The organism is Arthrobacter sp. EpRS71, from assembly GCF_001512285.1.
Classification (GTDB): Bacteria; Actinomycetota; Actinomycetes; order Actinomycetales; family Micrococcaceae; genus Arthrobacter.
Genome location: NZ_LNUV01000006.1, coordinates 1334821 through 1354218 on the forward strand (window position 1 = coordinate 1334821; position 19398 = coordinate 1354218).

General features: G+C 63.2%; 17 protein-coding genes. 12 read left to right on the plus strand and 5 right to left on the minus strand.

Annotated features, from left to right (window positions below; genetic code table 11):
- Window positions 1-77: 77 nt before the first annotated feature.
- On the minus strand, window positions 78-941 hold the full coding sequence (locus AR689_RS16455) for an HAD family hydrolase (protein WP_082698007.1): 864 nt from the start codon (window positions 939-941) through the stop codon (window positions 78-80).
- Window positions 942-1079: 138 nt separating this feature from the next.
- Here AR689_RS16455 and AR689_RS16460 point away from each other — a divergent pair, with 138 nt between their 5' ends.
- Window positions 1080-1334: a glutaredoxin family protein gene (locus AR689_RS16460; protein WP_062071836.1), complete on the plus strand. Its 255-nt coding sequence runs from the start codon at window positions 1080-1082 to the stop codon at window positions 1332-1334.
- 76 nt (window positions 1335-1410) lie between these two features.
- Window positions 1411-2118 (plus strand): redox-sensing transcriptional repressor Rex, encoded by a 708-nt coding sequence (locus AR689_RS16465; RefSeq protein WP_062071838.1) that lies wholly within the window; start codon window positions 1411-1413, stop codon window positions 2116-2118.
- A gap of 48 nt (window positions 2119-2166) precedes the next feature.
- Here the strand turns inward: AR689_RS16465 and AR689_RS16470 are convergent, their stop codons facing one another.
- The 3 genes from AR689_RS16470 to AR689_RS16485 all read right to left on the minus strand — a co-directional run bounded on the left by AR689_RS16470 (window position 2167) and on the right by AR689_RS16485 (window position 4649).
- On the minus strand, window positions 2167-2931 hold the full coding sequence (locus tag AR689_RS16470) for a hypothetical protein (protein WP_062071840.1): 765 nt from the start codon (window positions 2929-2931) through the stop codon (window positions 2167-2169).
- A 262-nt stretch (window positions 2932-3193) separates the two neighbouring features.
- The gene (locus AR689_RS23400) at window positions 3194-3892 is read right to left on the minus strand and encodes a hypothetical protein (protein ID WP_197412908.1); all 699 of its coding nucleotides are present in this window, start codon (window positions 3890-3892) and stop codon (window positions 3194-3196) included.
- Window positions 3893-4097: 205 nt separating this feature from the next.
- On the minus strand, window positions 4098-4649 hold the full coding sequence (locus AR689_RS16485; protein ID WP_062073851.1) for a YceI family protein: 552 nt from the start codon (window positions 4647-4649) through the stop codon (window positions 4098-4100).
- A gap of 207 nt (window positions 4650-4856) precedes the next feature.
- On the opposite strand from AR689_RS16485, the gene AR689_RS16490 reads away from it, so the two are divergent.
- From AR689_RS16490 to AR689_RS16535, 10 genes are all read left to right on the plus strand, one after another.
- Window positions 4857-5522, plus strand: a complete 666-nt coding sequence (locus AR689_RS16490) for a histidine phosphatase family protein (protein WP_062071846.1) — start codon at window positions 4857-4859, stop codon at window positions 5520-5522.
- Between the two features lie 4 nt (window positions 5523-5526).
- Complete coding sequence (locus tag AR689_RS16495; RefSeq protein WP_062071848.1) at window positions 5527-6132, plus strand: TlpA family protein disulfide reductase; 606 nt, start codon at window positions 5527-5529, stop codon at window positions 6130-6132.
- Window positions 6133-6137: 5 nt separating this feature from the next.
- Window positions 6138-6893 (plus strand): cytochrome c biogenesis CcdA family protein, encoded by a 756-nt coding sequence (locus AR689_RS16500; protein ID WP_014922639.1) that lies wholly within the window; start codon window positions 6138-6140, stop codon window positions 6891-6893.
- On the plus strand, window positions 6893-8614 hold the full coding sequence (gene resB, locus AR689_RS16505) for a cytochrome c biogenesis protein ResB (RefSeq protein ID WP_062071850.1): 1722 nt from the start codon (window positions 6893-6895) through the stop codon (window positions 8612-8614). The genes AR689_RS16500 and resB overlap by 1 nt, the downstream gene beginning before the upstream one ends.
- Window positions 8614-9681, plus strand: coding sequence for a c-type cytochrome biogenesis protein CcsB (ccsB, locus tag AR689_RS16510; protein WP_062071852.1), 1068 nt, complete (start codon window positions 8614-8616; stop codon window positions 9679-9681). Before resB ends, ccsB begins: the two co-directional genes overlap by 1 nt.
- A 208-nt stretch (window positions 9682-9889) precedes the next feature.
- Entirely contained in the window at window positions 9890-11950 is a 2061-nt protein-coding gene (locus tag AR689_RS16515) for an Hsp70 family protein (protein ID WP_062071854.1), read from the plus strand.
- A gap of 3 nt (window positions 11951-11953) precedes the next feature.
- Window positions 11954-13795, plus strand: coding sequence for a LuxR C-terminal-related transcriptional regulator (locus tag AR689_RS16520; protein ID WP_231745558.1), 1842 nt, complete (start codon window positions 11954-11956; stop codon window positions 13793-13795).
- 174 nt (window positions 13796-13969) lie between these two features.
- Window positions 13970-15253: an IniB N-terminal domain-containing protein gene (locus AR689_RS16525; RefSeq protein ID WP_062071855.1), complete on the plus strand. Its 1284-nt coding sequence runs from the start codon at window positions 13970-13972 to the stop codon at window positions 15251-15253.
- Between the two features lie 146 nt (window positions 15254-15399).
- Entirely contained in the window at window positions 15400-17313 is a 1914-nt protein-coding gene (locus tag AR689_RS16530) for a dynamin family protein (RefSeq protein WP_231745559.1), read from the plus strand.
- A complete protein-coding gene (locus tag AR689_RS16535; RefSeq protein WP_062071859.1) occupies window positions 17310-18794 on the plus strand; it encodes a dynamin family protein in 1485 nt (494 codons plus the stop codon). The genes AR689_RS16530 and AR689_RS16535 overlap by 4 nt, the downstream gene beginning before the upstream one ends.
- Here the strand turns inward: AR689_RS16535 and AR689_RS16540 are convergent.
- Window positions 18791-19393 (minus strand): hypothetical protein, encoded by a 603-nt coding sequence (locus tag AR689_RS16540; protein WP_062071861.1) that lies wholly within the window; start codon window positions 19391-19393, stop codon window positions 18791-18793. The genes AR689_RS16535 and AR689_RS16540 overlap by 4 nt on opposite strands.
- Window positions 19394-19398: the final 5 nt, after the last annotated feature.

The following is a 19398-nucleotide window of genomic DNA, read 5'->3' on the forward strand; positions in this document are numbered from 1 at the left end:
GTTATCCACAGGCTCGTTGAAGCCGTCGATGCATGTGAGAGAAGGTTTGGTTCAAGCCCGAGGGATGTGAGAGAGCGTTAGAGGCGGGGGCCGCGGAACTTTGAGAATCCGCGCCACAGTCCGTAGACGGCTCCACCGACGGTCGCAGCTTTGAGCCCAAATGTTGCGGCGCGGCGTCCGGAACGGAAATCGTAAACGGGCCAGTTGTTTTCACGGGCATGGCGGCGCAGCTTAGCGTCCGGGTTGATGACCACGGGATGACCCACCATGGTGAGCAGGGGGATGTCGTTGGCTGAGTCGCTGTAGGCCCAGCAGTGGTCCAGATCCAGGCCCTCGCGGTCTGCCACGAGTTGGACCGCGATTGCCTTGGCGGGTCCGTGCAGGATGTCGCCCACAAGCTTTCCCGTGTACACGCCGTCGTTCACCTCGCCCACAGTCCCGAGTGCGCCGGTCAGGCCGAGCCGAGTGGAAATAACGGTGGCCACTTCGATGGGCGTGGCCGTCACGAGCCACACTTTCCTGCCAACGCGAAGGTGTTGTTCAGCCAGCGCCTTGGTTCCCGGCCAGATCCGTGACTCGATCATTTCGTCATAGACCTCTTCGCCTAAGGCTTTGATGTCTTTCACGGTGATGCCTGCTGCAAGAGTCAGGGCGGAGTCGCGTACCGAATGGACGTCTTCCATGTTCTCGCCCCGCATGACGAACTTGAACTGCTTCCAAGCGAAGCCAGCGGCCTGGGAAAGCGTGAACGCTTTGCGCTCATACATCTTGCGCGCCACGTGGAAGAGACTTGCACCCTTCATCAACGTATTGTCGACGTCGAAAAAAGCGGCCTCGCCAGCATACTTCCGGGCGATGTCCTTCTTGGCCGCGTTGCTCTGTACTGCGTCCTGCTGCACCAAGGCATCTTCGACCACGGCGGCGTTCTTCTCCTCGGGCATGCCTTGAGTCTAGTCAATCAGCGGGGCAGGCGTTGAGGACGCATGGCGGTATTACCCCCGGGCGATGACAGGTGGGCGGGCATAAATGTGAGAGCGCGTGTGCGATATGAGGCTGCATAGGGCCGGTACCTTTGACACATGGCTATTCCCGACGTCGTTCTCCTCACCAAAGCTGACTGCCACCTCTGCACGGCGGCGCGTGCCGCCGTCGAGCGCGTCACAAAAAGTCTTGGCGTGCAGTGGACAGAGCAGAAGATCGACGGCGACCCCCAACTGCAGGAGCGGTTCGCAGAGGAGATTCCAGTGGTGCTGGTGGACGGCATCCAGCGCGATTTCTGGAAGATCGACGAAGAGCGGCTCACCCGGACCTTGAAGAAAGTCCTGGAGGGCTGAGGGTGGAACTACCGGCAAGTAATGGCTTTTGTTGAGTCCGGCCGAGGGTCATAGAGTGGAACAACAAAGCGACGCAATGGAGAGAACCGTGACTGCGCTGGAACCGTCCCCGGAAGCAACAACCGGGGACAACGAACCTGCCACAAAGCAGATCCCGCCCGCGGCTGTGGCCCGGATGACTCTCTATTTGCGCGCATTGAACTCTTTGTTGGCCGAAGGCGTTGAACGGGTTTCCTCCGAAGCCTTGGCGGAAGCCTCGGGCGTCAGCTCATCCACGCTCCGCAAAGACCTCTCCTACGTCGGCTCCTACGGGACCCGCGGCGTGGGTTACGAAGTCCAGTATTTGAGCCGCCACATCGCGGCGGCCCTCGGCCTGACCCACGACTGGAAGGTCGCGATCGTGGGCGCCGGTAACCTCGGCAAAGCCCTGGCCCGGTACGGCGGCTTCGAATCCCGCGGCTTCGACGTCGTGGCCATCTTCGATGCCGACCCCATGGTGATCGGCAACGAGGTGGGCTGGTTGCGGGTCAGTGACTCCGCTGAACTGGAACGGGTCCTGGAGCGCACCCACACCAACATGGTGGTGCTGGCACTGCCGGCCACCGTGGCCCAGGCTGTGTGTGACCGCGTTATTGCCGCCGGGATCCGGAGCGTCCTCAGCTTCGCCCCGGTGCTGCTGCAGGTCCCGCCGCACGTCAACCTCCGCAAGGTGGATATGGCAACCGAGCTCCAGATCCTCGCCTACCACGCACAACGGGCGCAGACACCGGGTCAGGCCGTTTAGCCTTCGCCGGGTCCGCGCCCGCGTGGTGTGTTGGGAATCCCTGCGTGTTTAGCGGCCGTAGGGGTTCTGGTACGTGTTGCCGAATGGCTGCGCCTTACGGAAATACGGAGCCGACGCCGGCAGGTACAGCATGACGATTGCTGCAACGCCCAGGAGGATCACGATCAGCTGCAAGAAGCCGTACGTGGGACCGAACTGGAACAGGCTCGTGAGGCCCAGTACCGAGATGGCTGCGAAGACCGTGCCCAGGATTCTGGCCCAGTTCTTGCCCTTTCGGACCGGGAAAGCGACCAAGGCGTACAGGCCAAGGCCCAAGATGGCACCAACTACAGCGCTGACGGCCATGATGCCACGCATGCCTTCCATGCTTTCCGCTGGCAGATCCGTGCCCTGCTGAGCGGCCTGCTGATTCATCATGTCAATGAAGACGTCAGCGCCGGTGGTGGCGAGGAGCAACGAGCTGATGGCGGAAAGGATGCCGGCGGCGACGATCATCCAGAATGCGTAATTAACCATTGGCGGGACAGTGGTGGGTCCGGGCTGCTGGCTCGGCCAGTTGGTGTCTTGGCCGTACTGCGGTGCAGCGGGCGACTGGCCGTACTGCGGAGCGCCGGGGGCCTGCTGCCCGTACTGGGGTGCGGCGGGGGTCTGCTGGCCGTACTGCGGAGCGGCGGGGGCCTGCTGGCCGTACTGGGGTGCAGCGGGCTGTCCGTACTGGGGTGCCGGGGGCTGCGGTGCAGAGGGCTGGGAGCCGCTGGTTTCGGGCTGGTGGTTCTCGCCCTGGTTGGACGGCGGGTACGGAGGGTTGCTCATGGCATTCCTTTGCTTGTTCGACTGCTTGTGCGGCCGCCGGGATCAGCAAAATGACCCTGCCCCCAGCGTGGTTCTGCTACCACCGTACCTCCCGGGTCCTTTCGTGGCAGACGATCACACGCAGGTATTTCAAGCTCACGGGAAAAATCATCATGTGGGCTTACGCCTTCATGATGAAGGCCGCGGGATCCAGGAGGATTCAGCCGCGGCCTTCAGACTGCTTTTCCACCGATAAAGAACGACGGCGGCAGGTGCGTCAGCGCTATACCTGGCCCTTCACTGCCTTGAACCAGAGCTGCGAATTCGGCAGCCACATCAGGACGACTGCTACAGCACTGACGAGGAAGCCGAACCAGTTGCCGCCCAGTCCCATGCCCGATCCGCCGCCATTTGCTGCGCCGAAGATTGCCAGCAGCAGGGAGACGGCGGCCACGATGGTTAACGCAAGCCGTGCCCACTCCTTGCCTTCCTTCATTTTCATGGCCAGGACAACCTGCGCGGCGGCCACAGCCAAAGCGAGCAGGAGAAGGATCAGTGCGATAGCGGCAAAGGCCGGAGCGAAGGCGAATGCTGCGACGACGGCGAAGAATCCGATGAGTCCAAACAAGAGGCCCAGAAGTCCGGAGATCACCCAAATGAAGTAGGAAACTTTGAGTTCCGTCGGCAGGCCTTGAGTTTTGAACATTCCCGAGAATCCGCCCTGCGGCATGACGTCGTTGAAGTTGCGGGGGCCGTCCGTGGGCATTTCGAAATGGAATCCAGGTTGCCCGGGGGCAGGCTGGCCGGCGCCGGGCGGAGGCGGTGCGGGCTGTGAATACTGGCCCGGTTGCGACGGCGGCTGGTAACCCTGCGGTGGCTGGTATCCCTGGGGCGGTTGGTAGCCCGCAGGAGGAACATTGCCGGGCTGCGGAGGCTGGGAGCCGGGCTGCTGTGGCTGTGGTGTTTCGTCTGGGGTACTCATGGCATCACTTTAGACCGCAGGTTGAAGGATGCATAGGAAATTCGGAGCCAACGCGCAGCTAAATACAGGCTTTTTGCCGAACAATTGCGTAGTGACTTCTGTATATGCGAAACGGCGCCCCCACAGTGTGAGCTGTGCAGGGCGCCGTTTACGGATGCAGGCAGGGAAGATCCGGCCTGCCGTGGATCGGGTCGGCGTTGAAGGACTACGCGGCGGCTGGTGCGATGAACGCGAGCTCGAGGTTGATGACTACCTTGTCGCTGACCAGGACGCCACCGGCTTCGAGGACAGCGTTCCACGTGAGGCCGAAGTCCTTGCGGCTGATGGTGGTTTCACCGGAAACACCGGCGCGGGTGTTGCCGAAGGGATCCACTGCTACACCGTTGAATTCGGTTTCGATGGAAACTTCCTTGGTGACGCCTTTGATTGTGAGATCGCCCACGAGGTCGAAGCTGTTTCCGTTGGCCTTGACGTGGCGGGACACGAAGGTGATTTCCGGGAACTTCTCTACGTCGAAGAAGTCTTCGCCCTTGACGTGGCCGTCGCGGTTGACGTCGCCGGAGTCGAAGCTGGCGGTCTGGATGGTGGCGTTGACCTTGGAGTCGGTGAGGGTTTCGCCAACTTCCAAGGTGGCCGTGGCGTCCTTGAACTGGCCGCGGACCTTGCTGATGCCTGCGTGGCGGACGGTGAAGCCGATTTCGCTGTGGGAAGCGTCGAGGGTCCAGGTGCCGGTGGTGACGGAAGCGGGGAGAGTCATCATGGTGTTGCTCCTTTATCAAGTGGTGGGTACTGCTTGCTTGCCCGGTCGAGCTCATTGCTTGAAGCATCAACCGAGCTTCGTACCCAGTATAAACATGCATATGCATCTTTTATTCCAACTCCACGGAACATTTCGGGAAAACTTTGAGTTCTACTAGCGGTAGAAGATTTCGGATCGCCCCGCTTCTTTGAGAAACTGGTAAACATGCCCCAAGCAACTGTCCATCTGCTTCGCCATGGCGAGGTCCACAATCCCGACGCTGTCCTCTACGGCCGGCTGCCGGAATTCCACCTCTCCGAACGTGGCCGGGAGATGGCCCGGATGTTGGCGGACCACTTCACGGCCCGTGTCAGCCGGGGTGCCAAGATTGTGCATTTGGTAGCCTCGCCGCTGACCCGCGCACAGGAAACAGCCATGCCTACGTCCGAGGCGCTGAGCCTGGAGATCACCACGGATCCGCGCATCATCGAAGCCGAGAATCACTTCGAGGGACTCCATCCCACCAAGAGTGAGTTCCTCAAACCCAAGCACTGGATCTACTTCCGCAACCCCCTGCGGCCTTCCTGGGGCGAGCCTTACAAGGAGCAGGCAGCCCGCGTGCTGGCGGCGGTGGAAGATGCCCGCGTCAAGGCAATCGAGCTGGGCGGGGACGGTGCTGAAGCCATCCTGGTCAGCCATCAGTTGCCCATCTGGTCAACCCGTTTGACCGCGGAGGGACGTCGCCTGGCGCATGACCCCCGCAAGCGCGAATGCACGCTGACTTCCCTGACTTCCCTGACGCTGGACGACGACGGAAAGATTGTTCGCGTCGAATACACCGAGCCTGCCGCCGTTCTGCTCCCCGGCGCGGCAAGCACCCCGGGAGCATAGAAGCATGGACAAGAATCTTTCACGTCGCGGCGTGCTGAGCGCCGGCGGAGTCCTCCTGGCCGGACTGACCATGGGCCTGTCCGCGTGCGCCCAGGAAGACTCCCTCGCCAAGCAGGCCAAGGCCGGCGACAACAAGAACTACGTGGCAGGTGACGGCTCGGTGACGGAGTTCGCCAAAGCTGACCGTGCTGCTCCCGTGGCTCTCAAGGGAACCCTCTTCAACGGACAGAGCATCAAGCCCGAGGACCTCCAAGGCAAGGTCACTGTCCTGAACTTCTGGTTTGCCGCCTGCGCTCCGTGCCGCATCGAAGCACCCCAGCTTGAGGCCCTGCACCAGGACTTCAAGGACCAGGGCGTTCAGTTCTTCGGGGTCAACCTTCGCGACGAACAAGCCACCGCCGAGGCCTTCGACAAGACCTTCAACATCACCTACCCGAGCTTCAATGACAAGGATGGCGCAGTGCTGCTGTCCGTGTCCGGCATTGTCCCACCAGGGGCAGTGCCCACCACCTTGGTACTGGACAAGGAAGGCAAGGTTGCCTCCCGCGTTCTTGGCGAGATTGAGAAGAGCACCCTGAAGGCCCTCATCACCTCCGCAGTGGCCGAGTAGCACCCATGAACAGTCCTTTCGCCGAGACGATCCTCAACGGATCACTGCTGCTGGCTGTGCCGGTGGCATTGCTGGCCGGGCTGGTCTCCTTCCTGTCGCCGTGCGTGCTGCCGCTGGTCCCTGGCTACCTTGGCTACGTCACGGGACTGACCGGCGTCGACCTCCAAAAGCAGCGGCGCGGCCGCATGCTGGCCGGAATCGGGCTGTTCGTCCTGGGATTCTCGGTGATTTTTGTTCTCCTGGGCGGTGCCTTCGGGCAGCTCGGAACGTTGCTGACGGGTCCGCAAAACGCCTGGATCACGCAACTGCTGGGCATCCTGGTGATCATCATGGGCGTGGTGTTCATGGGCGGCTTCGGCTGGCTGCAGCGGGACGCGAAGATCCACGCCAAACCGCCGGCAGGCCTGTGGGGTGCGCCGCTCCTGGGGCTCACGTTCGGACTGGGCTGGGCGCCTTGTATAGGTCCCACGTACTCCGCGGTACAGTTGCTGAGCTTGTCCGGCGGTTCGTCGGCGGCCAAGGGAGCCCTTCTGGCGTTCGTCTACAGCCTTGGCCTTGGCATTCCGTTCCTCCTGATTGCGTTGGCTGTACGCCGGGGCATGGGAGTCATGTCCTTCTTCCGCAAGCATCGGCTGGCCATCCAGCGGATCGGCGGGGGCATCCTGATTTTGCTCGGCATCCTGATGGCCACCGGAGTGTGGGGAACCTGGGTGACCGAGTTGCAGTACTGGTTCCAAAACGATGTGAAGTTGCCAATCTGATGAGCGAGTCCGTGAAAGCCAAGAAGAAGTCACCAGCCGCTGAAAGCACCTCCGCAGAAGGCACAACAGGCGAAGGAAAACTCCAGCAGGCCAAGTCCGAGGCAGCCCTGCCCGCGCTTGGTTTCAAGGGCATGCTCCGGTGGTCCTGGACCCAACTGACCAGCATGCGCACGGCTCTCTTCCTGTTGCTCCTGCTTGCGGTTGGCGCCGTGCCGGGTTCGTTGTTCCCGCAGCGGCCGGCCAACCCGTCAGTGGTCACGCAATACATCAAGGACAATCCGTCCTACGGTGAGCTTCTGGACGCACTGCAGCTCTACGATGTTTACTCCTCGGCCTGGTTCTCGGCCATCTATATCCTGCTGTTCATTTCCCTGATCGGCTGTGTCACTCCGCGTGCCATCGCCCACTACAAGGCCATGAAGTCCCAGCCGCCGCGCACCCCCAAACGCCTTTCGCGCCTGCCGGAGTACGGAACCTTGGCCTTGCCCGCCGACGCCGGGATCCCGGCGTCGAAAGCCATCAACGATGCCGCCGGACTGCTGAAGAAGCGCGGCTACCGCGTGGAGGTCAGGGACGTCGACGGCGACCTGCCGTCCTTGGGTGCCGAGCGCGGCTTCCTGAAGGAAGTGGGCAACCTGGTGTTCCACACCTCGTTGATCGGGGTGCTGGTGTCCGTGGCCATTGGCGGCCTGTACGGGTACAGCGGCCAGCGCATCTTGGTGGAGGGCGACACATTCGTCAACACCTTGGTGGGCTACGACCAATTCACGCCCGGCACCAACTTCCAGAGCAGTTCGCTCCAGCCGTACTCCATGCAGCTGGATAAATTCGAGGCCAAGTTCGACCGCGAATCCCCAGGTAAAGCCGGCCAGCCCATCGACTACACCGCCGAGGTCACCACCAAGGAAACTCCGGATGCTCCGGGCAAGAAGGAAACCCTGAAGGTCAACGACCCCGTTTCCCTCGGAGGCACCAGCCTCTACCTCACCGGAAACGGCTATGCCCCCCTGGTGACGGTTCGCGACGGCGAAGGCAACATCGCTTTCCAGGGTCCCGTCACAGCCAAGGTTCAGGGCGACAACTACTACTCCTCCGTGGTCATCAAGGTCCCGGACGCCAAGCCGGAACAGCTGGGCTTTGTGGGCTTCTTCCTTCCTACTGCGTTCGTCACCGAGGACAAGATTTCCTTCAGCGGCGCCCCTGAACTCATCAACCCCCAACTGAGCCTGAACTCCTTCTACGGTGATCTGGGCCTGGACAAGGGCGTGCCCCAGAATGTGTTCGAACTGGACGTCAAGGACCTCAAGCAGCTCAACGGACGCGACCTGGCAGCTGGCGGCATCACCCTGAGCCCGGGCGCCACAGTAAGCCTGCCCGAAGGCAAAGGCAGCATCACGTTCGACGGCGTCAAGAAGTACATTGGCGTGGACATTCACCACAACCCCGGCCAGCTGTACGCGCTGATCTTCGGTTTCCTCGCAGTCGCAGGCCTGGTCATGTCGCTTTACATCAACCGACGCCGCGTCTGGGTCCGCACAGGAACCCACGCCGACGGCCGCACCATGGTGGAATACGGTCTGCTGGCCCGCGGCGAAGACCACCGCCTCGCCGGCGAAGCGGCCGCACTTCGCGAAATCTTTGCCCGGGAATGGAACGTCCCGGAGACACCGGACACCGCTACAACAACTGCAGGATCTTCCTCAACCTCGAAGGACCAGTAATGCCCGTCATCAACGAAACCCTGGGCCAGTACAGCGAGCTGTTCATGCTGTTGGCCGCCGGCACGTATACCGTGGCGTTCATCGCCTTTGCCTGGGACCTGGCCAAGAGCAGCAAGATGCTCCGCGCCGTGGACCAGAAGGCTGCGGCCAGCACCGCCGACCACAAGGTGACCGTTGCTGCGGGCCGCGTCGCGGCAGGTTTGGGAGGCGCCGACGCCGGTGGGCCGGCTGGCCGTGCCGAGCGTCCGACGTCGGGCCTCACCGTTGAGGGCGGTACCGCCGCCGGCGACATGAAGTACGCGGGCGAACGCCGCGCACCTGCCCGCGTGGCAGTGGCGTTGACGGTTTTGGGTGTCCTTATTCACGGAGCCGGCGTGGTGACCCGCGCATTTGGCGCAGGCCGCGTGCCGTGGGGCAACATGTACGAGTTCCTCACCACCGGCGCGTTTGTTGCTGTGGCAGTGTTCCTGATTGTCCTCATCCGCCGCGACCTGCGGTTCCTTGGCACGTTCGTGATCGGCTTGGCCATCATCATGCTCGTGGCCGCTTCTGCTGCCTTCTGGACGCCGGTGGGCCACCTGGTTCCGGCCCTGCAGAGTTACTGGCTGATCATTCACGTTTCCATCGCCGTGCTGTCTTCTGCACTGTTCACCCTGACGTTTGCCATGTCCGTGCTGCAGTTGCTGCAGTCGCACCGCCAGAAGAGCCTCGCTGCCGGACGTAAAGACAACTTGGGCTTCATGCGCCTGGTTCCCAACGCATTGAGCCTTGAGAACCTCTCCTACCGGATCAACGCCATCGCCTTCATCGGTTGGACGTTCACCCTCATGTTCGGTGCGATCTGGGCAGAAAAGGCCTGGGGCCGTTTCTGGGGCTGGGACCCCAAGGAAGTATGGACCTTCGTGATCTGGGTGGTTTACGCTGGCTACCTGCACGCCCGGGCCACCCGTGGTTGGACCGGAACGCGTGCGGCATGGTTGTCGATTGTCGGCTACGCCTGCGTCATTATCAACTTCACACTGGTGAATACGGTCTTCAACGGTCTGCATTCCTACTCGGGGCTCTAAACCGCGGCACCGCCGCTGTGGCCCCCTGAGCAGGGGCTTTACCCGACCACGCGGTGGTTGGTCTCGGAAATGACAAATCGGTGTAGCAATAATGACAATTTGGTGTTGCACCTAAGCCTTTTGCCCGTCCGGGGCAGGTGCTAACTTGTTCAGAACCCGCTTGTGATGCAGCCCGCTAGCGACGCGCCGTGACCTTTTCGAGGTACCCATGAGCTATGTTCTCGCCATTGACGTCGGGACAAGTTTTACCGCCGCAGCCCTTGTTATGCCCCAGCAAGGACCCACTCCGACCCCTGAAATTCTCCCGCTGGGATTGCACGGCAGCGCCGTGCCCTCGGTGTTGTTTTACGCCGATGACGGCCGGGTCCTGGTGGGTGAAGCTGCCGAACGTCGCGGGCTGGACCACCCCCAGCGCATGGTTCGGGAGTTCAAACGCCGGATAGGTGACTCGGTACCCCTAGCCCTTGGTGAGAGCTGGCTGGCTCCCGAGGACGTGTATGCCACCATGGCCCGGTGGGTGGTGGACAGGGCCGAAGAGCGCGAGGGCAGCGCGCCGTCGTCGATCATCATGACGCACCCCGCAGCGTGGGGTCAGCACCGCACCTCACTGGTCCTGGCAGCCCTCAATGTGGCAGGTCTGCAGGACATCACCCTGATCAGCGAGCCGGAAGCGGCAGCCTTGCACTATGCCTCCCAAACGCGCGTGGTGGACGGCAGCATCATCGCGGTATACGACCTCGGCGGAGGTACGTTTGATACCGCCATCCTCCGCAAAGCCGGAGCCGGCAACTTTGAGCTACTAGGCCGTCCCGACGGCATTGAAACCCTGGGCGGCGCCGATTTCGACGCCGCCGTCCTGCGCCACGTGATGGGACACCTTGGCGATGGCCCGGCCATGGACCCGAGCTCTCCCGAGACTCTCGCGGCGTTGTCACGGTTGAAGCGGGAATGCCGGGAGGCCAAGGAAGCGCTGTCCCTGGACAGCGAAGCCAGCGTGGCCGTATCCCTGCCCGGCACCCAGCTGTCGGTGCGGCTGGTTCGTGCCGAATTCGAAGCCATGATTGAGGCCCCTGTCAGGGACACCGTGGCCGCCCTGAAGCGTAGCCTGCGAAGCATCAACCTTGAAGCCCAAGACCTCAGCGCTGTACTGCTGATCGGCGGGTCATCCCGGATTCCACTCGTGGCAGAGCTGATCTCGGTGGAACTGGACCGTCCGATCGCCGTCGACGCCGACCCAAAATCGTCCATCTGCCTTGGCGCTGCCGTAGCTGCCCTGCGCTCGCAAGGGGCGGACGCAGTGGATGCCGCGGCAGCTTCGGCCAGGGCCGCCTCAGCTGTGGCCTCCGGGCCTGCGGCAACGAGTGCGGCCGCCGCGCTGGGCAGGCCGCACGTGCCCGGCCGGGCTCCCGTCTTCAGTCACCTCAAGGCGGCCTCTGCCAAAACGGGCCGGCATGCCCCGCGGCCCCGCGTGCGGATGGCCGCAGCGGCCGCTGCAGCCGCAGCCGCGCTGACCATCGCCACAGCTACGGCGGCCCAGAGCCCCGACGGCTCCGGGCTGCTGGCCACCATGTTCGGCAACCAGGCAGCAGACGTGATGCGCGACGGCGGTGCACAGGCTCCCGGCGCACAGGCCGCTGGGGCTCACGCTGGTGGCGTCGCCGGTTCGTCGCCGGTTGCCGGAGGACCGGCCGCTGGACTCGAAGCGAGTGCCAAGGCCGGGGGCACGGGGGCGGGAACCAACGGACGGGCGCCCGCCAAGCAAGGCGCGAACGCAGGTACAGGGGGCGCAGGTTCTGGCAGTGCGGGTTCGGGCTCCGGGACCACTGCGGGGACGGGAACGGGGGCAGCCGGCACCACCCCACCGGTTGCCCCGGAAACTCCCACTTCTCAGGTTTCTCAGGCTCCAGGCACCCAGACGCCGGGGACCCCAGCCGCACCTACAACCCCTGCACCCGATCCCACAGGAGGTGCCGCCAGCGGACCGACTCCTCCGCCAACCACCCCACCCACAACGCCACCGGTAACCGGGCCCACAACACCGCCGGTGGGCGAACCGACAACACCGCCCACCACACCCGCAGACCCGGCAACTCCATCGCCTGAGCCAACCCAGCCCCAGCCCGAGCCGACGGTAGTCCAAGACCCTCCACCGGCGTCACCGGAACCAACACTGCCGACGGAGACCACGCCGCCGGCCGCCCCTGAGCCAGCGCCCTTACCAGCGGAAACCGGGCCCATACCGGATCCAGCGCTGCTCTCGGCGGTCTAACCCATGACGGGACAGGACCATAGGCCCGGGTATGACACCACAGGGGCGGACGACCAAGGCTTGTCCAAGAAAACCTCTGCTGCCCTAATCCGTTCCCAGCAAAAGGACCTTGTGGACGAAGCGATGGAGTTGGGCCAGCCGCTAGGGGAGCTGGCCCGGGATCTTGCGCGGCAAGGGTACAAGGACCCCCGTGTTGTGGATGAGCTCGAACAGTCCGCGGATGACGCTTTGGAAACTGACCCACGTCTGGCTGCTGAGCTGTATGCCGAGGCACTTTTGGCCGGGGGAGACGAGGTTCCCAAGGCCGCCAGACGCGCCCAGGCTCAAGCGGCAAGTGGTGACTTGAACGCAGCGGGAAGGACAGCGGATCGGCTCCTGGCCAAGCCCGGGGCGCCTGACCTTCGCCTGGGAGTGGATGTAGCCGCGGCTGTCTGGGCGCAGCGTGGAATGCTGTCCCGCAGCGCGGATACGTACAGCTGGCTTGGACCGGACAGGTTAGAGGGCTCGGCCCCTCTTGCTGTGGTGGCCATGATCGGCACGGGTGATTTCGCGGCCACCGAAGAGATTCTGGCAGCTGCTCCCACCAGCGGTTCGCCGACGCTCTTGGCGGTTGCCTTGTCCCTGACCCAAGACGGAGTCCTCCGGACGGTGGGACCCGCCCCGGACTTGGCGCTGCCTGAGCTCATCAGGGCCTCGGACATGCTCAACGCGGCAGGCAGCTCCATCCCGTTGCCGGAAACACCGGGTGCCCTGGCCGCTTTGTGCGCCCTCCACAGCGGGGAGCCGGAGGTGGCGGACGCCGTGCTCAAAGCAGCCCTGGCTGCAGGCCAAGGAGGCGATGCCTGCCGTCCCCGGTTGTTCCTGCTGAGGGCGTGGTCCTCCATGCAGCAGGACGAAGCCGACGATGCCCGCCTGGCCATCAACGAGGCCCTCAAAGCAAACCACTGGCCTTTGGCACCCCGGGATGGGTTCATGCTGGCGGCCTTGGAAGTGGGGCTTGCCCGGCGGGGCAGTGACGTGCACGAGCTTGTGCTGGCTTGGGACAGGGCCCGTGAAGCGATGATGCACGTGTCCGTGGATCTTTACAGCCTTCTGCCCTGGGGAGAACTCATGATCACCGCGGCCCGGTTGCGGGAATCAAGAAGGGTTGGGCATTATCTGGACAGCGCCTGGGATCTGCTGGCTCGGTTGGGTAACCCCCTCATGTGGTCTGTGCCATTGCACTGGGCAGCGGTGCAGGCGGCCCTGCTGAGCGAAGACCCGGCCGGTCTCGCCCCGCACGCGGCAGCGCTGGTGCGCGCCTCTGAACACAGCCATCTGGCGTCCGTGCTCGCCACCGGCGGTAAGGCTTGGGTCTCCGTCCTGGCAGGCCGCTTTGAAGCGTCCGACGTCGAAACAGCGGCCCGCGGGTTGGCCGCCGTCGGGATGCCGTGGGAGGGTGCCCGCCTGGCGGGCCATGCAGCAGCGCACGCGGATGAGCGACGAGACATGGTGAAACTGCTGGCGTGCGCCAGGGATATTCATCCCCAAGGCGCAGCACCTTCCTCAGGGGCGTCCCAGCGGCAGGAGGACGCCAGAACTACCTCTACCGATCAACCTGTCATGGAGGACGGCGGCGGTCCAGGGGCTTATGACTCTTCCGGGCTTAGCGCCCGGGAACGCGAAGTGGGGCGGCTCATCCTGGAGGGCAAGACCTACCGGGAGATTGGTGAAGCCATCTACATCTCACCCCGCACGGCGGAGCACCATGTGGCACGGATGAGGCGACGCCTGGGAGCAGAAAACCGCTCAGAACTCCTGGTCCGCTTGAGACTGGTGTTGGGGGAGGGGTACCCGCCTCCGTAGCGGCAACCCCCTCCACCCCCTAACGCGAAACCCCACTATCCCCTAACGGTGGAGGACGCGGTAGGGGGACCACCCCCGATGCCCCGCCACCAGCCCCGGCAATACGTTGAATGCAAGCCCGGCAAAGGCGCCGGGCGTATCAAAATCCATCACAGAATTTGAGGGAGCACTCCAATGCCTACACTCGCACAACAGCTCGTGCAGTTCCTGATGAGCCTGTTCAACGATCCTGATGCCGCCGAAGAATTTGTGCGCGATCCGGAAGCGGCCCTCGCTGCAGCCGGCCTCCGCGATGTGTCTTCGGCCGACGTCGACGCCGTTCGCCCGGTAGTCCTCGACTACGCACCCATCAACGCACGCTCGTCCTTCGACCGCGAATACAACACCGGCGGCAACACCGCTTCCACCGGTGGAGGCGGCGCCTGGGGTGGACACGACGACGATGACCACCCGCACGGCGGTGGTGGCGGCGGACGCCCGGATCACGACGATGACGACCACGGCCACGATGGCGGTGGACACGGCGGGGGCTGGGGCGGCCACGACGACGATGATCACGACGGCGGTGGACACGGTGGGGGCGACGACCACGACGGCGGTGGACACGGTGGCGGCGGTGACTGGGATGACCACGCACACGCCGTTCAGCAGCTTGTCCATGTGGTGAATAACTACTCGTACACCACCACTATCGACGACCGCGACACGATCACCGACCAGTCGGTCAACCAGAACATCTGGGCCGACGGAGATGTCACGCAGCTCTTCAACCAGGACGCTGTGGTTGCCTCGGGCGACGGCGCTGTTGCTGCCGGCGACGACGTCAGCAATGCGGGCAATACGACCACCACCACTACCACCACTAACAACCAAAACCATTCGGTGAACTACTCCGAATCGGGCGACGGCGACCTTGAAGTGGGCAACACGGACATTGAGGTCAGGGATTCGTTCAACGACAATTCCGATCACTCCGTGACCAAGGATTCCTACAACACCGACGTTGACGTGGACGTTGATATTGAGGACTCCTTCAACACTGACAACTCCACGAATACGGACAATTCGAACAACTCGGTCAATGTCTCGGATTCGTTCAATGACAACTCGGACAACTCTGATAACTCGGACAACTCCGATAACTCCGTCACGGACAACTCCGTGAACGTGGCTGACTCGTTCAACGACAACTCCACCGATGTGGATGTTGACGTCGAGGACGTTCAACTCATCAACGACTCCGTGGTGGTCCAGGACAACGAGTTGGACCTCGAGTACTCGCCGGACAACTCCACCAACATCGAAGTGGACGACGTCAACGTGGTCAACGATTCCATCGTGGTGACAGACAACGAGTTGGAGTACGACAATTCCACGAACCTCGAAGACGTGGAGGTGGAATACAACGACATCGACGACTCGATCGTGGTTGCCAAGAATGATGTGGACATCGATTAGCACCAAAGAGATCCGAGCGTCATAAAGGAAAGACAGGACGTTCACGAACACCCCCAGCAGTGCCCGGCAGACGCCAGAACGTCTGCCGGGCACTTCGTGGCCTCACGGGATCAGACGGCCGAGGCAAACGGAACAGAGGACAGACGGTGACGGAAACAGGACGCATGACCACCCTGGTGGAGCAGGGCATGGCGCTGGCAGGGGACCGGAGCGACCTCCGGCGCCGACTGGAGAATACCCTCAACCGCTTGAGTGATCCCAGCGTCCGCGTGATTGTGGTGGGCGAGTTCAAACAAGGTAAGAGCCAGCTCATCAACGCCTTGGTGAACGCACCCGTCTGCCCCGTTGATGATGACATTGCCACCTCCGTCCCTACGGTGGTACGGCAGGGGGATCCGGCGTCGGCCGTTGTCCTGGTACCCGGCCAACACAACGGCGCGGCGGGAACCGAAGGAGAGCCCGGCGGCGGGGAAAGCGGGCTGGAACGGCAACCGGTGCACCTGGATCAACTCGCGGAGTTCGTCTCCGAAAAGGGCAACCCGGGCAATACGAAGAACATCGTGGCCGCCGAAGTCTCACTGCCGCGAAAACTGCTGGCCGGCGGACTGACCATCGTGGACTCCCCAGGCGTAGGTGGCTTGGGCTCAACACACACACTGACCACACTGACTGCATTGCCATCAGCTCACGCCATGGTTTTCGTTTCCGACGCCTCGCAGGAATACACCGAGCCGGAGATGCGGTTCCTGCGGCAAGCGATGCGCATCAGCCCCAACGTCCTGTGCGTATTGTCAAAGACCGACCTTTATCCAAGTTGGCGCCAGATCGCCGATCTGGATCAGAGGCATTTGGCAGGCGTCGGCGCCGATATTCCGCTGTTTCCGGTGTCCTCCGAGTTGCGACTCCATGCGGCACGGCTTCAGGACGCTGAGCTGAATGCCGAATCAGGATTCCCGGCTCTGATAGGCCATCTGAGGAACACCATTGTGGGCGGGGCCGCCCGAATGCAACGCAAATCCGTCAGCAATGACCTTCAGTCCGTCACCGAGAACCTCCGGCTCGCCCTGAGTTCGGAACTTGAAGCCCTGGAAAATCCTGCAGGAACGCCCCAGATGATCGCCGGCCTGACTGCAGCGAAGGAGGACGCGGACTCGCTGCGCAAACGCTCCGCCCGTTGGCAGATAACGCTCAACGACGGCGTCGGTGACCTGATTGCGGACATGGAGTACGACCTGAGGGACAGGCTGCGCAGGATCCAGCGCGAGGCCGAAATTGCCATTGATCAGGGTGATCCGGGACCCGCCTGGGAGCAGTTCACGCAATGGCTGGAACAGAGCACGGCAGCCGCAGTGTCGGACACCTTCGTGTGGACCAGCGAACGTTCGCTATGGTTGGCCGGCCAAGTAGCGGAGCACTTCTCAGAAGAGGTGGTGGCACTCCCCGCCTTGAAGGTGGCAGAGACCGGCGGCGTACTGGACCCCGTAGCCGATATTCAGGAGATGCAAGACGGCAGGCTCGGGCCGCTGCAGAAGGTGCTGATCGGGATGCGTGGGTCCTACGGGGGTGTGCTCATGTTTGGACTCCTGACAGGTCTCTTTGGGATGGCCCTCATCAATCCGCTGTCCGTAGGGGCAGGCCTGATGCTGGGCAGGAAGGCCTACCGGGAAGACAAGGAAGCACGGCTCAAGCAACGGCAATCAGAAGCCAAGATCCTGGTCCGGAAGCACGTGGACGACGTTGTGTTCCAGGTGGGCAAACAGCTCAAGGACAGGCTGCGGCTGGTCCAGCGGGCCACACGGGACCACTTCACGGAGATCGCAGAGGAGCACCACCGTTCCCTCGCGGAATCCGTGGCGGCCGCACAGAAAGCGGCAGCCACGTACGCCGTGGAACGCGATATGCGAATCAAGGAGATACGAAACCAGCTCAAAGCAGTGGACGCCTTGGCCAAGGCCGCGCAGCAACTGCACGAAGAACCATCCACGGGTGCGGAGGCCACCCCTCCGCAGGCCAGCCCTCCGCAGGCCAGCACAGCATCCTCGGCGGTCCCGGCAGGATGATGGACTCGGGCATCGCCGGAGCCTCGGCCCTGCTCCGGCAAGCGAAGGAAATCTTCCACCAGGACCCAGCTGCGCTTGCGGTGGTGCATGAGCTGGAGGGCAGGCTGGAAGGGCCTTTACGGATAGCCGTGGCCGGAATGGTCAAAGCCGGCAAATCCACGCTTCTCAATGCGATCATCGGCGAGGAAATCGCGCCCACTGATGCCGGGGAATGCACTCGGATTGTCACGTGGTACCGCTACGGTCACACCCCCAGGATCACGCTTCATCCCATCATCGGAGAGCCGAGGGCGCTCCCGGTCACCCGGGACGATGGCCGATTGGTCTTCAGCTTGGGCGAGGTCCGGGTCGAGGACGTGGAACGCCTGGTGGTGGACTGGCCTGCAGCGAGCCTGCGGGAGCTGACGCTGATCGATACCCCCGGAATCGCCTCGTTGTCACAGGACGTGTCAGGACGGTCCATGGATTTCCTCCTCCCCGAAGACGCCCCCATGGCCGCCGATGCCGTCATCTACCTCATGCGGCATCTTCACGCCTCGGATGTCAGGTTCCTCGAATCCTTCAAGGACACTGCCGCGGGTCAATCCGGAACTGTGAATGCGTTGGCGGTCCTGTCACGCGCCGATGAGATCGGCGCAGGACGAATCGATTCCCTCATTTCGGCAGCAGTGATCGCGGACAGGTATAGCCGCGACCAGAATCTCAGGCCACTTGCCTTGGGTGTTGTCCCGGTTGCCGGCCTGCTGGCGCAAAGTTCGCGGACCATGCGGCAGACCGATTTCGAGGCCATGGGACTGTTGGCGCAGTTGGACAGGAATCAGCGGGAGAGGCTGATGCTGTCGGCTGACCTCTTTGCCCGTGCAGCAGGGCCCGCGGGGCTCAGCCAGGAAGCCAAGGCGTCGCTGGTGCAGAGATTTGGCCTGTTTGGCATCCGCCTGGGAGTTGCCTTGATCCGGGGTGGCATCAGCAACCCCACGGAACTCGCCCATGAGTTGGCACGGCGTAGTGGCCTCGGCCAGTTGCTCGACAACATTGCCTCCCTGTTCCAAACGCGGGCGGACGCACTCAAGGCTCGTGCCGCCGTCGTGGGTTTGGAAGCCTTGCTGCGCGGTTCACCGAAAGACGTTGCCATGCAGTTGGAAGCAAGCTTGGAGCGGCTTCAGGTTGGCGCGCACGAGTTCCGGGAATTGAAGCTCCTCACTTCGTTGCGCACAGGTGGCCTCATCCTGGCCCCGGAGTTGTCGGCTGAGGCTGAGCAGCTGGTGGGCGGCCGGGGGAACACCCTTCCGCTGAGGCTGGGCTTGGACCCGGGGGCAACCCCGGAGCAGATCAGTGACGCTGCACGGTTCCGCCTGAATCGGTGGCGGCTGATCGCGGAAAACCCCCTCACTGAGCCGGCAGCACTGGACGCGTGCCGGGTAGTCCTCCGAAGCTGTGAAGGGATGCTCGCGGCTCTTCCAGCGGCTCACTCCGTTGGTTAGGTAACCCGTTCGCTCAGCAACCAGGTGGTGGTGGCCGGGAGGAACAGCAGAATCAGACCAGCCGCAGCCAGGATGAACTGGACCGCCAGCAGCGCCGTTGTCAGGGTGCCATCCGCTCCGGGCGCCACCACGAAGTCGGCGGTGATGACGGTGACTACCGCGTGCAGGAGAACCAGCGGGGCAAGTGCCCAGCGGGCCCAGAGCCGGCGTTTGAACAGGACCGCCAACAGGATCGCTTCCATGGCCACCACCAAGGCAAGCATGGTGAGGCTTCCCAGGAAGACGACGGCTGTGGCCCCCTCCACTGCGTTGGCGTCGCCGTCGGGAACCATCCCTCCGATCACGCCTTTCAGGCGTTCGACGTGGGAGTCCCGGCCGAGAAAGCCTGTTGCCACCACGGCGATCCCCGCCACGAAGCTGGCCACCCAGAGGGAACGTGAGACCCGGGCGGGTGCGGGCGGTTTGACCACCGCCGCTATGGGCGGCGGCGTGGAGAGCGAAATGCCAGGGCGTGGTGGTGGCGCGGAAGGTGATGCGGGCCCGCTGACTGATGGCGTGGAGGAAGGTGTCTGCCGTGATCCATCAGCTTGCTGGGCCATGTTCC